The following is a 20387-nucleotide window of genomic DNA, read 5'->3' as shown; positions in this document are numbered from 1 at the left end:
TCAAGCCTCCTGTGCGGCTGCGAGCAAATGCGCGACTCCCGTCACGCGGTCGGTCAAATGCAGGCGTACGGCGGGCCGCCCCAGGCCCGCCAGCGCCTCAAGGTCGCCCAACGCCTGGGCATGCTGCAACGCACCCAGCGTGAACGGGCGGCCGGGCACCGGGACGTCGTCGGTCACCACGCCGGTGATCTGCAGAAAGACGCCGTTGTCCGGCCCGCCCTTGTGGTACTGCCCGGTGGAGTGCAGGTAGCGCGGCCCCCAGCCGAAGGTCACCGGCCGGTCGGTGCGCAGCGCCAGCAGCGCGCGCAGCGTGGCCGCGTCCGCCGCCATCCAGGCGTCGGTCATCTCCTCGAAGTCGGCGCCCTCGCGCACCGGGGCGTCGAAGGCGGCCAGCCGGTCGAGATAGGCCAGCACGGCCAGGTACCCGTCGCCGGGCACCGCGTTCAGCAGTTCGTTCAGCAGCCCGGGCAGGTCACGGGCGCTCGTCTGGCCGTAGACCTCGACGGGCCCGTCGGTGAAGGCCGGGCTCTGCGCGGGAGCGGGCGCCTCCAGCAGCGCGGCGGTGTTGCGCTTGGCCCCGGCCACGTCCGGCTGGTCGAACGGGTTGACCTCCAGCAGCCTCCCGGCCACCGCGGTCGCGTACTCCCACACCAGGAACTGCGCCCCGAGCCGCCCGTCCACGCGCACGTCGCCGTTGTCGGAGCCGATGCCCACGACCAGCTCGTCGCTGACGCCGTTCGGGTCGGCGCCGACGACCGGCAGCACGCCGCGGCCGTCCTTGCCCAGCGACTCGGCGACCAGCTGCTCGATCCAGTCCGGCAGGCCGTTGATCTCCGAGAGCTGGTCCTCCAGGATCAGCTTGTCGCGCCCGTTGAGCGCCGCCCCGCCGAGCACCGCGCCGAGCTCCAGGCCCGGGTTGCCCTCGGGCAGCGCCAGCAGCGGCGCTACCTCGCCGGCCTGCTCCAGCAGCTTCTCGATCTCCACCCCGGCCAGCGCGCTCGGCACCAGGCCGAAGGCCGACAGCGCGGAGTACCGGCCGCCGACGTCCGGGCGGGCCAGCACGAGCTGGTACCCGGCGTCGATCGCCGCCTGCTCCAGCGGCGAGTCGGGGTCGGTCACCGCCACGATCCGGTCGCCCGGGTCGATGCCCGCCGCCCGGAAGGCCGCCTCGAAGATGCGGAGGTGGCTGTCGGTCTCCACGGTCGCGCCGCTCTTGCTCGCCACCACCAGGACCGTCGTGTCCAGCCCTTCGGCCAGCGCCCGCCGTACCTGATGGGCGTCGGTGGTGTCGAGCACCGTCAGCGGGACGTCGTAGGTGTCGCAGATGACCTCGGCGGCGAGGGACGAGCCGCCCATCCCGGCCAGCACGACGTTGGTCAGGCCCTGCGCCCGCGCCCACTCGACCAGTTTGCCGATCTCCGGCAGCAGCTCGCGCGAGGTCAGGGGCAGGGTCAGCCAGCCGAGGCGGGCAGCCGCCTCGGCCGTCGCCTCCTCGCCCCACAGCGCGGGGTCGCCGGCGGCCAGCCGTTGCGGCACCCCGTCGTCGAGGAGCCGCCCCGCGACGGAGGAGGCGGCGAACGCCGCCCCCTCCTCGCGGATCGTGACTTCCACTATCCGGCCAGTTTCTTGGCCACGCTGTCGAGCAGCTCGTTCCAGGAGACCTCGAACTTGTCCACGCCCTCGTCCTCCAGCACCCGCACGACGTCGTCGTAGTCGACGCCGGCGTCCTTGAGCGCGGCCATGGTGTTCCACGCCTGCTCGTAGAAGGGGCGGATGGTGTCGCCGCTGACGACGCCGTGGCCGGCCGCCGCGTCCAGCGTCTTCTCCGGCATGGTGTTGACCGTGCCCGGCGCGACCAGGTCGTCGACGTACATCGTGTCGCGGTACTCGGGGTTCTTCACCCCGGTCGAGGCCCACAGCGGACGCTGCGCGCGGGCGCCCGCGGCGCGCAGGCGCTGCCAGCGCTCGGAGTTCATGACCTCCTCGAAGGCGGCGTAGGCCAGGCGCGCGTTCGCCACGCCCGCCTTGCCCTTGAGCTCCGGCTTGCCGGCCGCGTCCAGGCGCTTGTCGATCTCGGTGTCCACGCGGCTGACGAAGAACGAGGCCACCGACTCGATGCCGGCCAGGTTCAGGCCCTTGGCCTGCGCGGCCTCCAGACCGGTCAGCCAGGCGTCCATCACCGCGCGGTAGCGCTCCAGCGAGAAGATCAGCGTGACGTTGACGCTGATGCCCTCGGAGATCGCCTGCGTGATCGCCGGCAGGCCCTCCAGGGTCGCCGGGATCTTGATGAACAGGTTGGGCCGGTCCACCGCCCACCACAGCGCGCGGGCCTCGGCGACCGTCTTCTCCGTCTCGCGGGCCAGGCGCGGGTCCACCTCCAGCGACACCCTGCCGTCCACCCCGCCGGTGGCGTCGAAGACCGGGCGCAGCACGTCGGCGGCCCAGCGGATGTCGTAGGTGGTGATCGCGCGCACCGCCTCGCCCACGTCCACGCCGCGGATCTTCAGGTCGTGCATCTGGCTGTCGTAGGCGTCGCCCTTGCTCAGCGCGCCGGCGAAGATGGTCGGGTTGGAGGTGACGCCGACCACGTTCTTCTCGCGGATCAGCTGCTCCAGGTTGCCCGAGCGCAGCCGCTCGCGGCTGATGTCGTCCAGCCAGATGGACACGCCCTGGCCGGACAGCTTGTTCAGGTTCTCGCTGCTCATCTCAGTTTCCCGTCGTCTCGCCCTTGTCATGACCGAGCTTGGCGAGGCTGGCCTTGGCCGCCGCCGCCACCCGCTCGGCCGTCAGGCCGAACTGCTCGTACAGCGTCTTGTAGGGTGCCGAGGCCCCGAAGTGCTCAAGGCTGACCGTCTCGCCCGCCTCACCCACAAACTCGCGCCAGCCGAGCCCGATTCCCGCCTCGACCGCGACACGGGCCTTCACGGCCGGAGGCAGCACGCTCTGCCGGTAAGCGGAGTCCTGCCCGTGGAACCACTCGACACACGGCATCGACACCACCCGGGTCGCGATGCCCTGGGCCTCCAGCAGGTCACGGCCGCCCACGGCCAGCTCCACCTCGGAGCCGGTGGCGATGAGGATCACCTGCGGCTGCCCGCCGGACGCCTCCCGCAGCACGTACCCGCCGCGCTTGACGCCCTCGGCGCTGGTGCCCTCGTAGACCGGCAGATTCTGCCGGGTCAGCGCCAGCGCGGCCGGGCGGTCGGTGTGCTCCAGCACCGCCCGCCAGGCGTGGACCGTCTCGTTGGCGTCGGCCGGGCGCACCACGTCCAGGCCCGGGATCGCGCGCAGCGCCCACAGGTGCTCGACGGGCTGGTGGGTCGGGCCGTCCTCGCCCAGGCCGATCGAGTCGTGCGTCCAGACGTAGGTGACCGGCAGCTTCATCAGCGCCGCCAGCCGTACGGCCGGCCGCATGTAGTCGGAGAAGACCAGGAACGTGCCGCCGTAGGGCCGGGTGCCGCCGTGCAGGGCGATGCCGTTGAGGATCGCGCCCATGCCGTGCTCGCGGATGCCGAAGTGCAGCGTGCGGCCGTAGCGGTTACCGGGGAACTCCTTGGTCTGGTACTCCTCCGGGATGAAGGACGGCTCGCCCTTCATCGTGGTGTTGTTGGACTCGGCCAGGTCGGCCGAGCCGCCCCACAGCTCGGGAAGCACGCGGGAGACGGAGTTGAGGAACTCGCCGGAGGCCTTGCGGGTGGCGACCGAGGCACCGGGCTCGAACTCCGGCAGCGCGCTGGTCCAGTCGGCGGGCAGCTCGCGGGCGGAGATGCGGTCGAACTCGGCCGCGCGCTCGGGGTTGGCCAGGCGCCACTCGGCGAAGGACTTCTCCCACTCGGCGTGCGCCTCACGGCCGCGCTCGGCCACCAGGCGGGCGTGCGCCAGCACCTCGGCCGGGACGTCGAAGGACTTCGCCGGGTCCAGGCCCAGGACCTTCTTCGCGGCGGCGACCTCGTCGGCGCCCAGGGCGGAGCCGTGGATCTTGCCGGTGTTCTTCTTGTTCGGCGCGGGCCAGCCGATGATCGTGCGCAGCATGATGAAGGACGGCTTGCCGGTCTCGGCGCGCGCGGCCTCCAGGGCGGCGTTCAGGGCCGCGACGTCCTCGACGTAGTCACCGGTCTTGGTCCAGTCGACCTTCTGCACGTGCCAGCCGTACGCCTCGTAGCGCTTGAGGATGTCCTCCGACAGCGCGATCTGCGTGTCGTCCTCGATCGAGATGTGGTTGGAGTCGAAGACCACGGTCAGGTTGCCGAGCTTCTGGTGGCCGGCGATCGCGCTGACCTCGTGGCTGATGCCCTCCTCGATGTCCCCCTCGGAGGCGAAGCACCAGATGTGGTGGTCGAACGGGCTGGCGCCCGGCTCGGCGTGCGGGTCGAACAGGCCGCGCTCGCGGCGGGCGGCCATCGCCATGCCGACCGCGTTGCCGAGCCCCTGGCCCAGCGGGCCGGTCGTGGTCTCCACGCCGACGGTGTGCCCGTGCTCGGGGTGGCCGGGAGTGAGGCTGTCCCAGGTGCGCAGGCTCTCGATGTCACCGAGGCTGAGCCCGTAGCCCGACAGGTACAGCTGGATGTAGAGCGTCAGGCTGGAGTGGCCACAGGAGAGGACGAAACGGTCGCGGCCCGCCCAGCTCGCGTCGGTCGGGTCGTGCCGCATCGTGCGCTGGAAGAGCAGGTAGGCGGCCGGAGCCAGGCTCATCGCCGTGCCGGGGTGGCCGGAGCCGGCCTTCTCCACCGCGTCCATTGCCAGTGCTCGGACGACGTCGACCGCCTGCTTGTCGAGGTCGGTCCATTCAAAGGTGCTCAACTGCTCGATCTCCGGAATCTCGTTGTCATAGGTGGTGCCGGTTGGCATTTCCCGCCCACACCGGACCCTAACGGAGCGGTGGTCAAGATCGATTCCCTTCCCGCCCCGAGCGTGTCCGGGAGCGGGCCACGCCCCCCATTGGCCGGACCGGCCGACCCTGCGACTACAGTTTGTTTGTTCGCAGAGACGCCACGGCGTCCAAATCACGGATCCGCTCTAATCAGAGGTTACGCGTTGACTCCGCACGTGCTGGAAGCGCCTTGACGGTGCTGACGAACAGGCAGACGACGGCCCCGGCCCCCCAGCCCGCGCCGCGGCGCTCCCTCGGCGCCGTGGTCAAGGCGTACGTGGCGCTGACCAAGCCGCGGGTCATCGAGTTGCTTCTGATCACGACCCTGCCGGTGATGTTCCTCGCGGCAGGCGGCCTTCCGCCGCTGTGGACGGCCCTCGGGGTCATGTTGTTCGGCACGCTGTCGGCCGGCAGCGCCAACGCGCTCAACTGCTACATCGACCGCGACATCGACGTGAAGATGCGGCGCACCCGCAAGCGCCCGCTCGCCCGTCACCAGGTGACACCGCGCAACGCACTGATCTTCGGAATCGTGCTCGGAGTTTTGTCCGTCCTTGGCATGTGGCTCACGGCCAACCTCGTGGCGGCGGCGCTCAACCTCTCGGCGATCCTGTTCTACGTCTTCGTCTACTCGATGTTCCTCAAGCGGCGCACCTCGCAGAACATCGTCTGGGGCGGGCTGGCCGGGTGCATGCCGGTCGTCATCGGCTGGTCGGGCATCACCGGCGGCCTGGAGTGGACGCCGCTGGTGCTCTTCGGCGTGGTGTTCTTCTGGACGCCGCCGCACACCTGGACCCTCGCCATGCGCTACAAGGAGGACTACGCCGCCGCCGGGGTGCCCATGCTGCCCGTGGTCGCCACCGAGCGCCGCGTGCTGGTGCACTCCATCGTCTACACGTGGCTGACCGTGCTCTGCTCGCTGCTGCTGTGGCCGGTGGCCGGCACCACCCTGCTCTACCCGGTGGTGGCGATCGTGCTCGGCGTCGTGTGCCTGTGGGAGATCCACCGCATGCTGGCCAGGCTCAACGCCGGCAAGACCGGCGTCGATCTGCGCCCGATGCGCTTCTTCCACTGGTCCAACGCCTACCTGGCGCTGTTGTTCCTGGCCGTCGCGATCGACCCCCTGCTCGCCTGACGGCGTGCGGCGGGACACCACGATCGCTTTCCGTTACAGTCACCGTATGGCGTCCCGTGATCCACGCTGGGTGTTCAAGGACCGGCCGTCCTTCGCGTTGATCATCGGTCTGGTTGTCACCGGTATCTGCGCGCTCGTCTCGCTCTCCTTCGACGTGATCAACGGCGCTCCGGTGGACTTCCTGGTCGCGCTCCTGCTCGCCCTGGCCCCGGTGCCCGTGCTGCTGGCCGCGGTCCTCGCCCTGGACCGGATGGAGCCCGAGCCGCGCAGCAACCTGATCTTCGCCTTCGCCTGGGGCGCGGGCGTCGCCGTCCTGGTCGCGGGCGTGGTCAACTCGCTCAACCTGCACTACATCGTCGACGCGGCCAACCTGTCGCCCGACAACGCGCGCAACATCGCCGCGACCTTCGGCGCGCCGGTCGTCGAGGAGACGATGAAGGGCCTGGTCCTGCTCGGCCTCCTGCGCTTCCGCCGGGCCGAGCTCGACGGCCCCACCGACGGCATCATCTACGCCAGCATGGTGGGGCTCGGCTTCGCCATGAGCGAGAACGTGAGCTACTATGTCTCCGCCCTCACCGAGCGCGGCGTCGAAGGGCTGGCGGTGACGGTGGTGCTGCGCGGCATCCTGTCGCCGTTCGCGCACCCGCTGTTCACCTCGATGATCGGCATCGCGGTGGCCTACGCCGCCCAGCGCAGCGGCACGGTCCGCGTCGGCTACATCCTGGTCGGCTGGATCGGCGCCATGGTGCTGCACGGGCTGTGGAACGGCATGGCCTCCTACGGCGGCTTCGGCGGCCTGCTGATCGCCTACCTGATCCTGCTGCTCGTCCTGCTGGTGCTCATCGGCGTCGTCATCAAGGACCGCCGCCGCATCGTCGCCCTCATCCAGCGCTACCTGCCGCCCTACGAGCCGACCCGGCTGGTGGACGCCCACGACATCCACATGCTGTCGGCGTTGTCGCGCCGCCGCCGGGCCCGCCAGTGGGCCAGCGCCCACGGGGGCAAGCGGGGGCTGCGGGCGATGAGCGACTACCAGCTGGCCGCGACGGAGCTGGGGCTGCTGCACGACCGCGCCGCCCGCCGCGTGGTGGACGAGCACACCTTCCACGAGGAGCAGCGGGCGCTGCTGGAGTGCATGAGCGCCGCCCGCGCCGGTTTCCCCGTGCCTCAGCGGTGACCGCCGTGCCCGCCTGAGCCGGGGCGCCCGCCCGCCAGGATCGTCTCCAGGGAGGTCTCCCTGGGGCCGGGGAAGACGGGCGGCGAGCGCAGGACGACGGAGTCGGCGAACGCCTTGGCGGTGGCCAGGAGTTCCCTGGTGGCGTAGGTGTAGGTGGCGGCGGCCCACTGCTTCGTGGAGTCGTCGCCCACCCCGAAGGTCTCCAGACCGGCGGTACGGCACAGCGTCACGGCCCTGGGCAGGTGGAAGACCTGGGTGACGACCGTCAGGCGTTCGGCGCCGAAGACCTGGCGGGCCCGGACGCAGGAGTCCCAGGTGTCGAATCCGGCGTAGTCCAGCACCATCACCTCGTGCGGCACGCCTTTGGCCGCGAGGTAGTCGTGCATGGCCGTGGGCTCGTCGTAGTCCTTGCTGCCGTTGTCGCCGGACAGCAGGAGCGCCTTGACCTTGCCGGCCCGGTAGAGCTCGGCGGCGAGGTCCAGGCGCCGGGCGAGCATGGGGGAGGGCCGCCCGCCGTACAGACCGGCGCCGAGCACGAGCGCGGCCTGGGAGTCCGGCACCCGCGCCAGCCAGCCGCCGGTGCCGGCCACGGCGCGGTGGGGGGAGCTGTCGAGCCAGGCCCAGGTCATGGGGGCCAGGGCGAGCACGCTGGTCAGCACGAGCGCCTGGAAGAGCCGCCTCTGGAGCTTCCGGCTATTTCCCGTTCTTACCGACAAGGGGGACCTTTCGGTGGTGGGGGAGTGGCGGACTTATCGTGTCATACCCGGTCGGCTGTGGCGGGCTCCCGCGCGGGGGAGGGGAGGACGCCTGCGGGGCCGCGCGTGCGGGTGGCGGTCGCGGCGCGCAAGGCGAAGATCCAGACCAGGGTCGAGCCCAGCACGTGCAGGCCCACGAGGAAGGCGGGCACGGCCAGGAAGTACTGGGTGTAGCCGATGGCGCCCTGCAGCAGCACGATGCCCAGCAGCCCCAGCGCGGCCCGGCGCGCGGACCGGGCCGCGTCGGTGACGTGCAGGGCGAGCAGCAGCGCGAAGGTCAGGCCGACCACCACGTAGGCGATGTCGGCGTGGATCCTGGCCACCGTCTCGATGTTGAAGTCGAAGCGGGAGGCGATGTCGTCACCGGAGTGCGGCCCGGTGCCGCTGACCAGCACGCCCGCCACCAGCAGCGCCAGGACGGCGGCGACCAGAGCCTGGGCCAGGCGCCTGATGTCGCGGTGGACCAGGCGCTGGACCGGTCCGTCGCCCTCGCCCGCGCGGGCGTAGAGCATCCAGCAGGCCGCCATCAGGCCGACCGAGAAGATGTAGTGCATGCCGACGGTCACCGGATGCAGCGCGCTCTGGACCACCAGCCCGCCCCACAGCGCCTGCACGACGATGCCGACCGGCTGCAGCCAGGCCAGGCGCAGGAGGCCGGGGCGGCGGGGCGCCAGCCGCATCGCCGCCACCACGCAGGCGAAGCCGACGGCCAGCACCAGGAACGTGAGCAGCCGGTTGCCGAACTCCACGGTCATGTGCAGGGGCGAGATCTCGGGATGGGCGATCGGGATGTAGCTGTCGCTGGTGCACGTGGGCCAGGTGGGGCAGCCGAGACCCGACTTCGTCACCCGCACGGTGGCGCCGGTGACCGTGATGCCGGCGTTGACCACGACCGAGGCCAGGGCCCAGCCGCGCATGGAGGCCGGGGTGGGCGCCCAGAAGGAGAGCAGGCCCCTGACGATCGGGTTCCTGTGGTCGGTTAGCTTCACGTCATCGATGGTAGGGGCGCTGTAGGCCGGTCCCGTCACCGGATGCCGCGTGCCCTTCTGGCGTGACCCATATGGTTGAGTGTAGTGTGACATATTACTGAAGGGAGGCCGATGTCCGACGTGATCGTCATCGGCGCCGGAGTGGTCGGCGCCGCCTGCGCCTACTACGCGGCGCGTGCCGGGCTGGACGTGACCGTCGTCGATCGCGGCCCCGTGGCCGGCGGCACCACCGGTGCCGGCGAGGGCAACATCCTGGTCTCCGACAAGGAGCCGGGACCCGAACTGGACCTGGCGCTGCTGTCCAACCGCCTCTGGCGCGACCTCGCCGCCCACGGCGGCTTCGAGTTCGAGGCCAAGGGCGGGCTCGTCGTCGCCGAGACCGCCGACGTCCTGCGGCAGCTCACCGATCTGGCCGCCAAGCAGGGCGTGGAGCACACGGCGGTACCCGGCGAGGCGCTGGGCGGCTACGAGCCGCACCTGGCGCCCGGGCTGGCCGGCGGCGTCCACTACCCCCAGGACGCCCAGGTCCAGCCCATGCTCGCCGCCGCCCGCCTGCTCAGGATCGGCGCCGACTCCTACGGCCACGGCACCCTCCACCTGCGCACCGGCGTCACCGTCCACGGCCTGCTGCGCGCCGGCGGACGCGTCACCGGCGTGCGCACCTCCCACGGCGACATCCTCGGCGGCGCCGTCGTCAACGCCGCCGGCACCTGGGGCGGCGAGATCGCCGCGCTGGCCGGCGTCCACCTGCCCGTCCTGCCCAGGCGCGGCTTCATCCTCGTCACCGAACCGCTGCCGTCGCCGCTGATCCGGCACAAGGTGTACACGGCGGCCTACGTCACCAACGTCGCCAGCGACTCCGAAGGACTCGAGACCTCCGCCGTCGTCGAGGGCACCCCCGCGGGGCCCGTCCTCATCGGCGCCAGCCGCGAGCGCGTCGGCTTCGACCGGACCACCTCCGTGCCCGTGCTGTCGAGGCTCGCCGCCCAGGCCGTGGCGTTGTTCCCGGCGCTGCGCGAGGTGCGGGCCATCCGCTCCTACTGCGGATTCCGCCCCTACTGCCCCGACCACCTGCCGGTCATCGGCGAGGATCCCCGGGTCCCGGGGCTCTACCACGCGTGCGGCCACGAGGGCGCGGGCATCGGCCTGGCCCCCGCCACCGGGTACCTGCTGGCCCAGCGCCTGTCCGGGCAGCACGCCGGGCTGGACCTGCGCCCCTTCCGGCCGGACCGCTTCGCCGCCACCGCCACGCCCACCCCCAGCCTCACCGGAGAGGAGCTCGGCTGATGGAACCGGGCCACAGCACCGCCGCCGAGCATGGGGTGTTCGAGATCTTCGTCGACGGACGCCCGGTGCCCGTCACGGCGGGCCAGACCGTCGGCGCCGCGCTGCACGCGGCCGGGATCCGCTCCTGGCGCACCACCCGCTTCGGCGGCCGGCCGCGCGGCCTGTTCTGCGGCATCGGCGTCTGCTTCGACTGTCTCATCGTGGTCAACGGCCGACCGGCCGAACGCGCCTGCCGCCTCGAGGCCCGCCCCGGTGACGAGGTGAGCACCTCGTGAGCGGCGACCTGACCCACGACCTGGCCGTGGTCGGCGGCGGCCCCGCCGGTGTGGCCGGGGCGCTGACCGCCGCCCTCGCCGGGCGGCGGGTGGTCCTCCTGGACAGCGGCCCGCGCCTCGGCGGCCAGTACTTCCGCCACGCCCACGGCGCGAGCCCGGAACCCCGCTTCGCCCGCCAGGCCCACGCCCTGCTCCAGCGGGCCGACGTCCTGCTCGGCCACCAGGTGTGGGCGCTGGCCCGGGAGGACGACGGCCTCGTGGTCCACACGCACACCCGAGCGGGCCGCCAGGAGGTGCGGGCCCGCAACGTCCTCATCGCCACCGGCGCGCACGACCGCCCCCTGCCCTTCCCCGGCTGGACCCTGCCCGGCGTGCTCACCGCCGGAGGCGCCCAGGCGCTGCTCAAGGGCGAGAACGTGCTGGCCGGCAAGCGGGTGGCCGTCGCCGGGACCGGGCCGTTCCTGCTGCCGGTCGCGGCCGGCCTGGCCAGGGCGGGCGCGCACGTGGTGGGGCTGTTCGAGGCATCCGGCGGGCTCGGGCTGGCCCGGCACCCGGTCATGGCCCTCGGCAAGGCCGGGGAGGCCGCCGGATACGCCCTCGCGCTGGCCGCGCACCGCGTGCCGTACCGGAGAAACCACGCGGTCGTCGCCGCGCACGGCGACGACGAGCTGCGCGCCGTCACGGTGGCCGGGCTCGATCGCGACTGGAACGTTCTGGGCACCGAGGAGGTGGCCTGCGACGCCCTCGCGACGGGCTACGGGTTCGTGCCGCAGCTCGAGCTGGCCCTTCAGCTCGGCTGCCGCACCCGGGCCGACGCCGACGGCACGCCGGTCGTCGAGGTGGACGCCCGGCAGCGCACCAGCGTCCCCGGCGTGTGGGCGGCCGGCGAGCCGACCGGCGTCGGCGGGTGGACGCTGGCCGAGATCGAGGGCAGGATCGCCGGGCTGGCCGTCGCGGGCGCCCGTGAGGTCCCCGGGCTGCTGCGCAGGCGCGCCCGGCTGCGGGCCTTCGCCGCCGCGCTGCAGGCCGCCTACCCGGTGAAGGCGGGCTGGCAGTCCTGGCTGACCGAGGACACCCTCGTGTGCCGCTGCGAGGAGGTGCCCCTGGCCCGCGTGCGCGAGGCCCGGGAGCTCGGCGCCACCGACGCCCGTTCGATCAAGCTGCTGGCCCGGCCCGGCATGGGCTGGTGCCAGGGCCGCATGTGCGGTTTCGCGCTGTCCTGCCTGGCGGGCGAGACCCAGCAGCCCCCACGACGCCCCATCGCCCAGCCGATCACCCTTGGCGCCCTAGCGGAGCCCCCACAGAAGGAACGCTGATGACAACTCGCACACAACCCTGGCACGGCGTCATGGTGGCCACCGCGCTTCCCCTGCACGACGACCTGACCGTGGACTACGACGGCTTCGCCGAGCACTGCCGCTGGCTGGTCGCCGGCGGCTGTGACGGCGTGGTGCCCAACGGCTCGCTCGGCGAGTACCAGACGCTCACCCCCGAAGAGCGCGCCAAGGTCGTCGAGACCGCCGTCGCCGCGATCGGCGGCGAGCGCGTCATGGCCGGAGTGGGCGCGTACGGCGCGGCCGAGTCGCGCCGCTGGGCCGAACACGCCCGCGACCTCGGCTGCGGCTCGGTGCTGGCGCTGCCGCCCAACACCTACCGCGCCGGCGAGAGCACCGTGATCGAGCACTATCGCCAGGTGGCCGCCGCGGGGCTGCCCGTCGTGGCCTACAACAACCCCTACGACACGAAGGTCGACCTCACCCCGGCGCTGCTGGCCAAGCTGCACGCCGAGGGGCTGATCGTCGCGGTCAAGGAGTTCACCGGCGACCCCCGCCGCGCCTACGAGCTCGCCGAGCTGGCCCCCGGCCTGGACCTGCTGGTCGGCTCCGACGACGTGCTGCTCGAGCTGGGCATCGCCGGCGCCGTCGGCTGGATCGCGGGCTTCCCGAACTCGCTGCCCGCCGCCAACGTCGCCCTCTACCGGGCCGCGCTCGCCGGGGACCTCGAGACGGCCCTGCCGCTGTACCGCACGCTCCACCCGTTGCTGCGCTGGGACTCCAAGGTCGAGTTCGTGCAGGCCATCAAGCTGTCCATGGACGTGGTGGGACGCCGCGGCGGCCCCTGCCGCCAGCCGCGCGCGCCGCTCACCGAGGAACAAGCCGCCGCCGTCCGCTCCGCCACCGAGAAAGCCCTCGCCGAGGGGATTAGGTAGGTTTTCTTTACGGCGGGCCGTCCTTACGCCACCCATCGACGTGCGCCGGCGCAGGTCGGGGGGGTCGCTTCTCACGTCGGACGTGGTTCCCGCCGTCACGGGTGGCTTTCACCGGGTAAGTGGTTCTTTCTAAGGGGCTGCATGAGGACTACGCGGGTTTTTCACGCTGTCGACTCCCATACCGAAGGGATGCCCACCAGGGTGATCACCGGTGGCTTCGGGGTTATCCCGGGCGCGACCATGGGTGAGCGGCGGGTTTATTTTCGTGATCATCTTGACCGTTTTCGGCATCTGCTGATGCGGGAGCCGCGTGGGCATTCGGCCATGAGTGGGGCGATCCTGCAGCCGCCCACGCGGGCCGACGCCGACTGGGGTGTGCTGTTCATCGAGGTTTCCGGGCTGCTGCCCATGTGCGGGCACGGGACCATCGGGGTGGCGACCGTGCTGGTGGAGACCGGCATGGTGGAGGTGACCGAGCCGGTGACCACGATCCGGCTGGAGGTGCCGGCCGGGCTGGTCACGGTGGACGTCGCGGTCTCGGACGGCGTGGCCGAGTCGGTCACGCTGCGGAACGTGGCCTCCTTCAGCGACCGGCTGGACGCCGCCGTTGAGGTGCCCGGGTTCGGGAGCATCCGGTATGACCTGGCCTACGGCGGCAACTTCTATGCCATCGTCGAGCTGGACGACTACAAGCTGCCCTTCGACCGCGCCGCCAAGAACGAGATCATCGCCGCCGGGCTGGCCACCATGCGCGCGATCAACGAGGCCGGCGAGCCCGTTCATCCGGAGGACTCCCGGATCCGCGGCTGCCACCACGTCTACTTCACCGCGCCCGGCTCCACCGCCCGGCATTCCCGGCACGCCATGGCCATCCACCCCGGCTGGTTCGACCGCTCTCCGTGCGGCACCGGCACCAGCGCCCGCATGGCCCAGTTGCACGCCCGCGGCGAACTGGCCCTCGGCGCCGACTTCCGCAACGAGTCGTTCATCGGCACCCACTTCATCGGCCGCCTCCTGGGCGAGACGACGGCCGGCGGGCGCACGGCCGTCCTGCCGTCGATCACCGGCCGCGCCTGGATCACCGGGACCGCCCAGTACTTCCTCGACCCCCGCGATCCCTTCCCCGAAGGCTTCGAACTGTGATCACCACGATCGACTACCACACCGGCGGCGAGCCGTTCCGGATCGTCACCGGCGGCGTCCCCGACATTCCCGGCACGAGCGTCCTCGACCGCCGGGAGAACGCGGGCGTCGTCGATCACGTGCGCCGCCTGTTGTGCCATGAGCCGCGCGGTCATGCCGACATGTACGGATGCTTCCTGGTTCCGGCGGACGGCCCGGGGGCGGACCTGGGTGTCCTGTTCTGGCACAAGGACGGCTATTCGACCGCCTGCGGCCACGGGACCATCGCCCTGGGCGTTCACGCCGTCCAGGAGGGACTGGTGAAGGCCGATCCGGACGGAGAGACCGATGTGGTGGTCGACGCCCCGTCCGGGCGGGTGAGGGCGCGTGTGCGGTGTTCTGGGGGGAAGGTGGTCAACGTCACCTTCCGCAACGTGCCCTCCTACGTGCTCGCCCGCGCCGTCGAGGCGGGCGGGGTGAAGGCCGACGTGTCCTACGGCGGCGCCATCTACGCCAGCCTGCCCGCCTCCGCCGTCGGCCTGTCCGTCACCCCGGACGACCTGCCCGCGCTCATCGCCCACGCCCGCCGCATCAAGGCGGCCCTGGCCGGCCACCCGGCCGCCCGCCACCCGGGCGACGACCGCCTGTCCGGCATCTACGGCGTCATCTTCCACGACGAACTGTCCGCCTCCGGCGCCGACCTGCACCAGCGCAACGTCACCGTCTTCGCCGACGGCGAGGTGGACCGCTCGCCCTGCGGCTCCGGCACCGCCGCCCGCCTCGCCCTCCTGGCCGAGGAGTACGGCCACGCCGTCCGGCTGACCCACGACAGCGTGATCGGCACCCGCTTCACCGCCCGCGTCGCCGGGCACACCGAGCACGGCATCATCCCGGAGATCGACGGCATGGCCTACCGTACCGGCCGCCACACCTTCGACCTCGACCCGGACGACCCCCTGGGCACGGGCTTCGTGCTCCGGTAAGACCGTACTTTCGGCCGGTACAACCGGGCCGGGGCGGGCTTCTAGCCTGGCCGGGTGCGTGTACTGAATGCCGGGCTGGCCGTGGTGTTCGCCGTCGTGCTGGCCTTCTGGGCCGACCGGATCGGCGGCAGCTGGGGCGGCGGCTACTGGGCGTTCGACCTGGTGGCGGGCTGGCTCGTCTGCGCGGCCGCCGTTTCCCGCGAGCACCGGCTGTGGGAGCACCGGCTGTGGGAGCACCGGCTGTGGGCGCGGGCCGCCGCCTGGCTCGGTGGTGGAGTCGGGAGGCTTCGGGGGCAGGGTGTGGCGGCGGTGGCCGGGTGTCTGGTGGCCGTTGCGGCCGTGGTGGTGTCGCGGCTGGCGGAGCTGCCGTCAGAACCCGGGCCGGCCATGGCTCTGGCGCTGGGTGTGCTGGTCGCCTCCGCGGTCAGGACGCTTCCGGCGGCGCAGGCTCGCGTCGTGGCGGTGGCCGGGCTGGTGGTCGTCCTGGCCACCCTGCTGCCCTACGGGACGGCGGCGCCGTCCCTTCCCGCCCCGGCGACCACTCTCGCCGCCGCCACCTGGACCTGCGCCCTGGCCGCCGGGCTGACGCCACGGGTGCTCGCGGCCCGGCGGCGGGCGGCGGCCGGGCGGGTCCGTGCCGAGGTGCGCCGCCAGGTGGCCAGGGAACTGCACGACGTGGTGGCCCACCACGTCACCGGCATCGTGCTCCAGTCGCAGGCCGCCCGGGTCCTGGCCCGCAAGCGGCCGGAACACCTGGAGGGCACGCTGGCCGGGATCGAGGCGTCCGGGGCCGAGGCGATGGCCGCCACACGACGCCTGGTCGGCCTCCTCCGGAACCTGGGGGATGGGCACCGGGGTCAGGGGCTGCCGGGCGAGGGGCTGCCGGGTGAGGGGTTCTCGGGCGAGGGGCTGCTGGGCGAGGGGCCGCGGGGTGAGGGGGTGCCGGGTCAGGGGTTGTCGGCCGTACTCACGGTGGAGGAACTGAAAGCCCTGGCCGCCCGTCTGCCCGGCCCCGAGGTGCGCTGGGATCTGCCCGAGGCGCCCGACTGGCCGCCCGAGGTGGCCGCCACCGTCTACCGGACGGTCCAGGAGTCGCTGACCAACATCGCCCGCCACGCGCCGAGGGCCCGACTGGTCACCGTCGGCGTCCGCCGTACCCGGGACACGCTGACCGTCGAGGTCACCGACGACGGCCCGCCCGCCCGGCGACGTCCCGGCCACCGCTCCGGGTACGGCCTGATCGGCATGCGCGAACGCCTCCACGCCCTGGGCGGTCACCTGCACGCCGCCCCGCGCGAAGGGCGCGGCTGGGCCGTCCGCGCCACCCTCCCGCTGCGGGCGACACCATGATCACGATCATGGTCGCCGACGACCAGGAGCTGGTCCGCGCCAGCCTGCGGGTCATCCTCGGCGACGCCCCCGACCTGACCGTGATCGCCGAGGCCGCCGACGGCCACGAGGCGATCCGCCTGGCCAGGCGCCTGCGCCCGGACGTGTGCCTGCTCGACATCCGGATGCCCGGCGCCGACGGCGTGGAGGTCACGCGGGCGCTGGCCGGTCCCGGCGTCGAGGACCCGCTCCGGGTGGTCGCCGTGACCGCGTTCGGCCTGGACGAGTACGTGGACGGCGCGCTCCGCGCCGGCGCCAAGGGGTACGTGCTCAAGGACGCCGGTCCCGCCCTGCTCGTCGAGGCGGTGCGGGCCGCCCACGCCGGGCAGGCCCTCCTGTCGCCGTCCGTCGCGCCCCGTCTGCTGGCTCGCCTGCGCGACGTCGTACGGCCCGGCCGCGTGCCCGCCTCCCGCCTGTCGCCCCGGGAGAACGAGATCACCCGGGCCATCGCCCGAGGGCGGACCAACCAGGAGATCGCCGGTGAGCTGTACATCTCCCTGAGCACGGTCAAGGGCTACGTCTCGGGCATCCAGGGCAAGCTCGGCGTGCGCAACCGGACCGAGATCGCCGCCTGGGCCTGGGGGCAACGCCTGCTCGATCCCTGAACCCCTTCCCCGGGCGGGCCCGTGACCAGGATGCTTGCCCCATGAACGCGCTGCCCTACATCGACGCGGAAGCCCTCGACCGCCTGGTCCCGGTACGGCGGGCCGTACACCTCCTGGAACAGGCGCTGCGGGACGGCCTGGACCCCGAGGAGACACCCCAGCGACCGGCGATCGGCCTGCCCGGCGGCCAACTGCTGCTGATGCCCGCCGCCACCCGCGCCTATGCAGGAGTGAAGGCGGTCACGATCGCGCCCGGCAACCCGGACCGCGGCCTGCCCCGCATCCAGGGCACGTACCTGCTGTTCGACGGCGACACCCTCACCCCGCTGGCCGCCATGGACGGCATCGCCCTGACCAACCTGCGCACCCCGGCCGTCTCCGCGCTGGCCGCCGCCCACCTGGCGCCCGAGGACGCCGCGTCGCTGGTGGTGTTCGGCTCGGGGCCGCAGGCGTGGGGGCACGTGCTGGCGCTGCGCGAGGTCCGGCCGCTGGAGCGGGTCACCGTGATCGCCCGCGACCGCGGACGCGCCGAGGCGCTGGCCGGCCGGTGCGCCGCCCTCGGGCTGAGCGCAGGAGTCGGTGAAGGGCCGGAGGCCGTGGCCGAGGCCGGCATCGTGGCCTGCTGCACCACTGCCCGCGAGCCGTTGTTCCCCGGTAAGCTCGCCCGCGACGGCGCCCTCGTCATCGCCGTCGGCTCCCACGAACCCGACGTCCGCGAGGTGGACGACGACCTCGTGGCGCGCTCGGCCGTGGTCGTGGAGTCGAGGGCGAGCGCCCTGGTGGAGGCGGGAGATGTGATCGTCCCGATCCGCCACGGTACGATCACGACTGGTCACCTCGCCGGAAACCTCGCCGAGCTGATCACCGGCCGCGTCGCCGCGGGTCCCGGGCCCCGGCTGTTCAAGAGCACCGGCATGGCGTGGGAGGACCTCGTGGTGGCGGCGGCCGCCTACGAGGCGTGGACGTAAGGAAGCCGCCTACGAGGCGAGGACGTGTGGACGCAAGGAAAGGGATGCGCGCGATGGCTGCGGAGGATCGGCTCGACCTGCCCATGGTGGGGGAGCGGCAGAGCCTGCGCGAGCAGGTCGCGCACGCGCTGCGGGCCGCGCTCGTCACGGGTGAGATGCGGCCGGGCGTGGTGTACTCCGCCCCGGTCCTGGCCGCCCAGTTCGGGGTGTCGGCGACCCCCGTGCGCGAGGCGATGCTCGACCTGGCCAAGGAGGGCCTGGTCGAGGCGGTGCGCAACAAGGGCTTCCGGGTGACGGAGCTGTCGGACCGGGATCTGGACGAGCTCACCGAGATCCGGCAGCTGATCGAGGTCCCGACGGTGACCCGGCTGGCCGACGCCTCCCGCGCGGCGGAGTTCGAGGGGCTCCGGCCGATCGCGCAGGAGATCGTCTCCGCGGCAGAACGCGGTGACCTGCTCGCCTACGTCGACGCCGACCTGCGCTTTCACGTGGAGCTGCTGAAGCTGTCGGGCAACGCGCACCTGGTGGAGGTCGTCCGCGACCTCCGCAGCCGGGCCCGCCTGTACGGCCTGCAGCAACTGTTCGAACGCGGCAAGCTCCCCGATTCCGGGCGCGAGCACCTGGCTCTGCTGGACGCGCTCGCCGCGGGCGACTCCGCCGCCACCGAGCGGATCATGTCCGCCCACATCCAGCACGTGCGCGGGATCTGGGCGGACCGCCCCGAATAGATCTCAGGGGCGGTGGGCGCGTACCAGCCACACGTCGGCGGGCGGCGTGCGCAGGCGCTCGGGCAGCGGGGGCAGCCACCGGCAGCCGCCCGTGGCCAGTTCGCGGTGGAGCACCGCCGACGCGCTCCACCCGAACCCGGCCAGCGTCTCGGCCGGATCGGCCAGCGCGCCCACGTACGGCACGCCGCGCCGGCCCATCTCCCGCAGGAACGGCTCGAAGACCGGGTCCCGCAGGAACCGCTCGTGCGGGATGTCGAAGGTCAGCCACGATCCGGGTGCCGCCAGCGAGCTGACCGCGGCCAGCAGCGTCTGGATCCGCTCCGCGCTCAGGTAGGAGAGCAGACCCTCGGCGATCCAGTGGGCCGGCTCGGCGGGGGAGAACCCGGCCGTCACCAGCTGGGGCGCCCAGTCCCTGCGCAGGTCCGCCTCGACCACGCGCACCCCGCACCGGGGCGCGAACCCGGCGGCGGCCAGCCGCTCCGCCTTGCCCGTCAGCTGCCCGGGCAGATCGATCTCGTAGTAGACCACGCCGGGCTCCAGCGGCAGCCGGTAGGCGCGGCAGTCGGTGCCGGAGCCGAGGCTGACGGCCTGCCGTACGCCCGAGGACAGCAGCGTGAGGTCGCCGAGGCGCGCCCGGATCGGCACGACGGCGGAGGGGAGCGCGCCGGGGCCCAGGGTGTCGACCCCCGTCTCGGCGGCGGGGGTGACGAAGGCGGCGGCGCAGGGGTCGCTGAGGTAGGCGTCGGGCTGGGAGTGTTCCCTGGCTCGCAGGACGGCCATCCAGTCGCTGGAGAGCTTGACCGGGTCCGGACGCACGCCTTCGTTCATCTCCTGTCGCCCTCCGCGCTCAGATAATGACTCAAAGCCATGTTCGCTGCTTAGGGTGCGAAAGACCATCAGGAGATTCACCCCTGCAGGGCATCAACCCGGTGTTTCCCCCTTTTTCTGCGTCCGGGTCGCGCCCAGGCTGGCGGCCACGATGCAGATGATCGCCGCCCATTCCCGGACATTCAGGATCTCGCCCAGGATGGCCAGGCCGATCACGGCGGCCACGGCCGGCTCCAGGCTCATCAGGATGCCGAACACGTGCTTGGGCATGCGCCGCAGCGCCTGCAGCTCCAGGGAGTACGGGATGACCGACGACAGCAGGCCCACCCCGAGCCCAATCAGCAGCAGCTCCGGCTGGAGCAGGTCGGCCCCGCCGGTGGTGACGCCGACGGGGGCGATGAGGATCACCGCGACCATCATCGCGAACGACAACCCGGTCGTCCCGGAGAAGCGCCGGCCCGCGGCGGCGGCCAGCAGGATGTAGCCCGCCCAGCACACCCCGGCCACCAGGGCGAAGGCGATGCCGACCCAGCTCACCGAGGCCGACTGCCCCCACGGCGCCATGAGGGCCACCCCGCCCCCGGCCAGCAGCACCCACACCAGGTCGAGCCGCCTGCGGGAGGCGGCCACGGCGACGCCCAGCGGGCCGAGGAACTCGATGGCCACCGCGATCCCCATGGGCAGCCTGGCCAGCGCCTCGTAGAAGGTCAGATTCATGATCGCCAAAATGGCGCCGAAGCCGACGCCCACCGCCCAGTCACGCATGGTCATGCCGCGCAGCCGCGGCCGCGCGAAGGTGGCGATGATCAGCGCGGCCGCGGCGATGCGCAGGAACACCATCGCGCTCGGCGGCAGCACGTGGAACAGGTCCTTGGCGAAACCCGCGCCGATCTGCACGGAAAGGATGCCCAGCAACACGAGCCCGGAGGGCGGGATCGAGTCGGCGGCGGCCCGCAGCAACCCGGCGGGGCCGGGCAGCCGGCCTTTGTCACGATTGAAGGGATCGTCAAGGGCGAAGGCGGTCACGGGGTCTCCTCAGGGTCGGTCGTCAGAGACTACTCAGACCG

Annotated in this window: 19 protein-coding genes; 12 read left to right on the top strand and 7 right to left on the bottom strand. The window is 72.5% G+C overall.

Annotated features, from left to right (window positions below):
• Genes FVE25_RS15660 through tkt form a run of 3 tightly spaced genes read right to left on the bottom strand, consistent with a single transcriptional unit; the run spans nucleotide 1 to nucleotide 4848 of the window.
• Nucleotides 1-1611 carry a glucose-6-phosphate isomerase gene (locus tag FVE25_RS15660; protein WP_157247613.1) on the bottom strand — a complete coding sequence of 537 codons (1611 nt, stop codon included), beginning with the start codon at nucleotides 1609-1611 and terminating at the stop codon, nucleotides 1-3.
• Nucleotides 1611-2705, bottom strand: a complete 1095-nt coding sequence (tal, locus tag FVE25_RS15655) for a transaldolase (protein ID WP_157247612.1) — start codon at nucleotides 2703-2705, stop codon at nucleotides 1611-1613. Before tal ends, FVE25_RS15660 begins: the two co-directional genes overlap by 1 nt.
• A gap of 1 nt (nucleotide 2706) precedes the next feature.
• Nucleotides 2707-4848 carry a transketolase gene (tkt, locus tag FVE25_RS15650; RefSeq protein WP_157247611.1) on the bottom strand — a complete coding sequence of 714 codons (2142 nt, stop codon included), beginning with the start codon at nucleotides 4846-4848 and terminating at the stop codon, nucleotides 2707-2709.
• A gap of 212 nt (nucleotides 4849-5060) precedes the next feature.
• On the opposite strand from tkt, the gene FVE25_RS15645 reads away from it, so the two are divergent.
• Together FVE25_RS15645 and FVE25_RS15640 are read left to right on the top strand one after the other, a co-directional pair.
• Entirely contained in the window at nucleotides 5061-6005 is a 945-nt protein-coding gene (locus tag FVE25_RS15645; RefSeq protein ID WP_157247610.1) for a heme o synthase, read from the top strand.
• A gap of 46 nt (nucleotides 6006-6051) precedes the next feature.
• Complete coding sequence (locus FVE25_RS15640; protein ID WP_157247609.1) at nucleotides 6052-7182, top strand: PrsW family intramembrane metalloprotease; 1131 nt, start codon at nucleotides 6052-6054, stop codon at nucleotides 7180-7182.
• On the opposite strand, the gene FVE25_RS15635 is transcribed toward FVE25_RS15640, so the two are convergent.
• Nucleotides 7173-7898, bottom strand: coding sequence for a SanA/YdcF family protein (locus tag FVE25_RS15635; RefSeq protein ID WP_246267054.1), 726 nt, complete (start codon nucleotides 7896-7898; stop codon nucleotides 7173-7175). The genes FVE25_RS15640 and FVE25_RS15635 overlap by 10 nt on opposite strands.
• Before the next feature lie 41 nt (nucleotides 7899-7939).
• Nucleotides 7940-8926, bottom strand: coding sequence for a COX15/CtaA family protein (locus FVE25_RS15630; protein WP_246267052.1), 987 nt, complete (start codon nucleotides 8924-8926; stop codon nucleotides 7940-7942).
• A gap of 111 nt (nucleotides 8927-9037) precedes the next feature.
• On the opposite strand from FVE25_RS15630, the gene FVE25_RS15625 reads away from it, so the two are divergent.
• The 10 genes from FVE25_RS15625 to FVE25_RS15580 all read left to right on the top strand — a co-directional run bounded on the left by FVE25_RS15625 (nucleotide 9038) and on the right by FVE25_RS15580 (nucleotide 18492).
• A complete protein-coding gene (locus tag FVE25_RS15625; RefSeq protein WP_181019597.1) occupies nucleotides 9038-10213 on the top strand; it encodes an NAD(P)/FAD-dependent oxidoreductase in 1176 nt (391 codons plus the stop codon).
• A complete protein-coding gene (locus FVE25_RS15620) occupies nucleotides 10213-10488 on the top strand; it encodes a (2Fe-2S)-binding protein (protein ID WP_157247606.1) in 276 nt (91 codons plus the stop codon). Before FVE25_RS15625 ends, FVE25_RS15620 begins: the two co-directional genes overlap by 1 nt.
• Nucleotides 10485-11804: an FAD/NAD(P)-dependent oxidoreductase gene (locus FVE25_RS15615; protein ID WP_246267050.1), complete on the top strand. Its 1320-nt coding sequence runs from the start codon at nucleotides 10485-10487 to the stop codon at nucleotides 11802-11804. Before FVE25_RS15620 ends, FVE25_RS15615 begins: the two co-directional genes overlap by 4 nt.
• Complete coding sequence (locus tag FVE25_RS15610; protein WP_219825506.1) at nucleotides 11804-12697, top strand: dihydrodipicolinate synthase family protein; 894 nt, start codon at nucleotides 11804-11806, stop codon at nucleotides 12695-12697. The genes FVE25_RS15615 and FVE25_RS15610 overlap by 1 nt, the downstream gene beginning before the upstream one ends.
• Nucleotides 12698-12838: 141 nt before the next feature.
• Nucleotides 12839-13840, top strand: coding sequence for a proline racemase family protein (locus FVE25_RS15605; RefSeq protein WP_157247604.1), 1002 nt, complete (start codon nucleotides 12839-12841; stop codon nucleotides 13838-13840).
• Entirely contained in the window at nucleotides 13837-14802 is a 966-nt protein-coding gene (locus tag FVE25_RS15600) for a proline racemase family protein (protein WP_157247602.1), read from the top strand. The genes FVE25_RS15605 and FVE25_RS15600 overlap by 4 nt, the downstream gene beginning before the upstream one ends.
• Nucleotides 14803-14856: 54 nt before the next feature.
• A complete protein-coding gene (locus FVE25_RS15595) occupies nucleotides 14857-16152 on the top strand; it encodes a sensor histidine kinase (protein WP_157247600.1) in 1296 nt (431 codons plus the stop codon).
• Complete coding sequence (locus tag FVE25_RS15590) at nucleotides 16149-16796, top strand: response regulator (RefSeq protein WP_157247598.1); 648 nt, start codon at nucleotides 16149-16151, stop codon at nucleotides 16794-16796. Before FVE25_RS15595 ends, FVE25_RS15590 begins: the two co-directional genes overlap by 4 nt.
• A 41-nt stretch (nucleotides 16797-16837) precedes the next feature.
• On the top strand, nucleotides 16838-17764 hold the full coding sequence (locus FVE25_RS15585) for an ornithine cyclodeaminase family protein (RefSeq protein ID WP_157247597.1): 927 nt from the start codon (nucleotides 16838-16840) through the stop codon (nucleotides 17762-17764).
• 53 nt (nucleotides 17765-17817) lie between these two features.
• Nucleotides 17818-18492 carry a GntR family transcriptional regulator gene (locus FVE25_RS15580; protein WP_157247595.1) on the top strand — a complete coding sequence of 225 codons (675 nt, stop codon included), beginning with the start codon at nucleotides 17818-17820 and terminating at the stop codon, nucleotides 18490-18492.
• 3 nt (nucleotides 18493-18495) lie between these two features.
• On the opposite strand, the gene FVE25_RS15575 is transcribed toward FVE25_RS15580, so the two are convergent.
• Nucleotides 18496-19320 carry a class I SAM-dependent methyltransferase gene (locus FVE25_RS15575; RefSeq protein ID WP_157247592.1) on the bottom strand — a complete coding sequence of 275 codons (825 nt, stop codon included), beginning with the start codon at nucleotides 19318-19320 and terminating at the stop codon, nucleotides 18496-18498.
• A 93-nt stretch (nucleotides 19321-19413) separates the two neighbouring features.
• Complete coding sequence (locus FVE25_RS15570) at nucleotides 19414-20346, bottom strand: EamA family transporter (RefSeq protein WP_157247590.1); 933 nt, start codon at nucleotides 20344-20346, stop codon at nucleotides 19414-19416.
• Between the last annotated feature and the right edge of the window lie 41 nt (nucleotides 20347-20387).

The organism is Nonomuraea typhae (genome assembly GCF_009760925.1).
Taxonomy (GTDB): domain Bacteria; phylum Actinomycetota; class Actinomycetes; order Streptosporangiales; family Streptosporangiaceae; genus Nonomuraea; species Nonomuraea typhae.
Note: the sequence above shows the minus strand (reverse complement) of the source record. Positions and strands in the feature narration are given on the sequence as shown.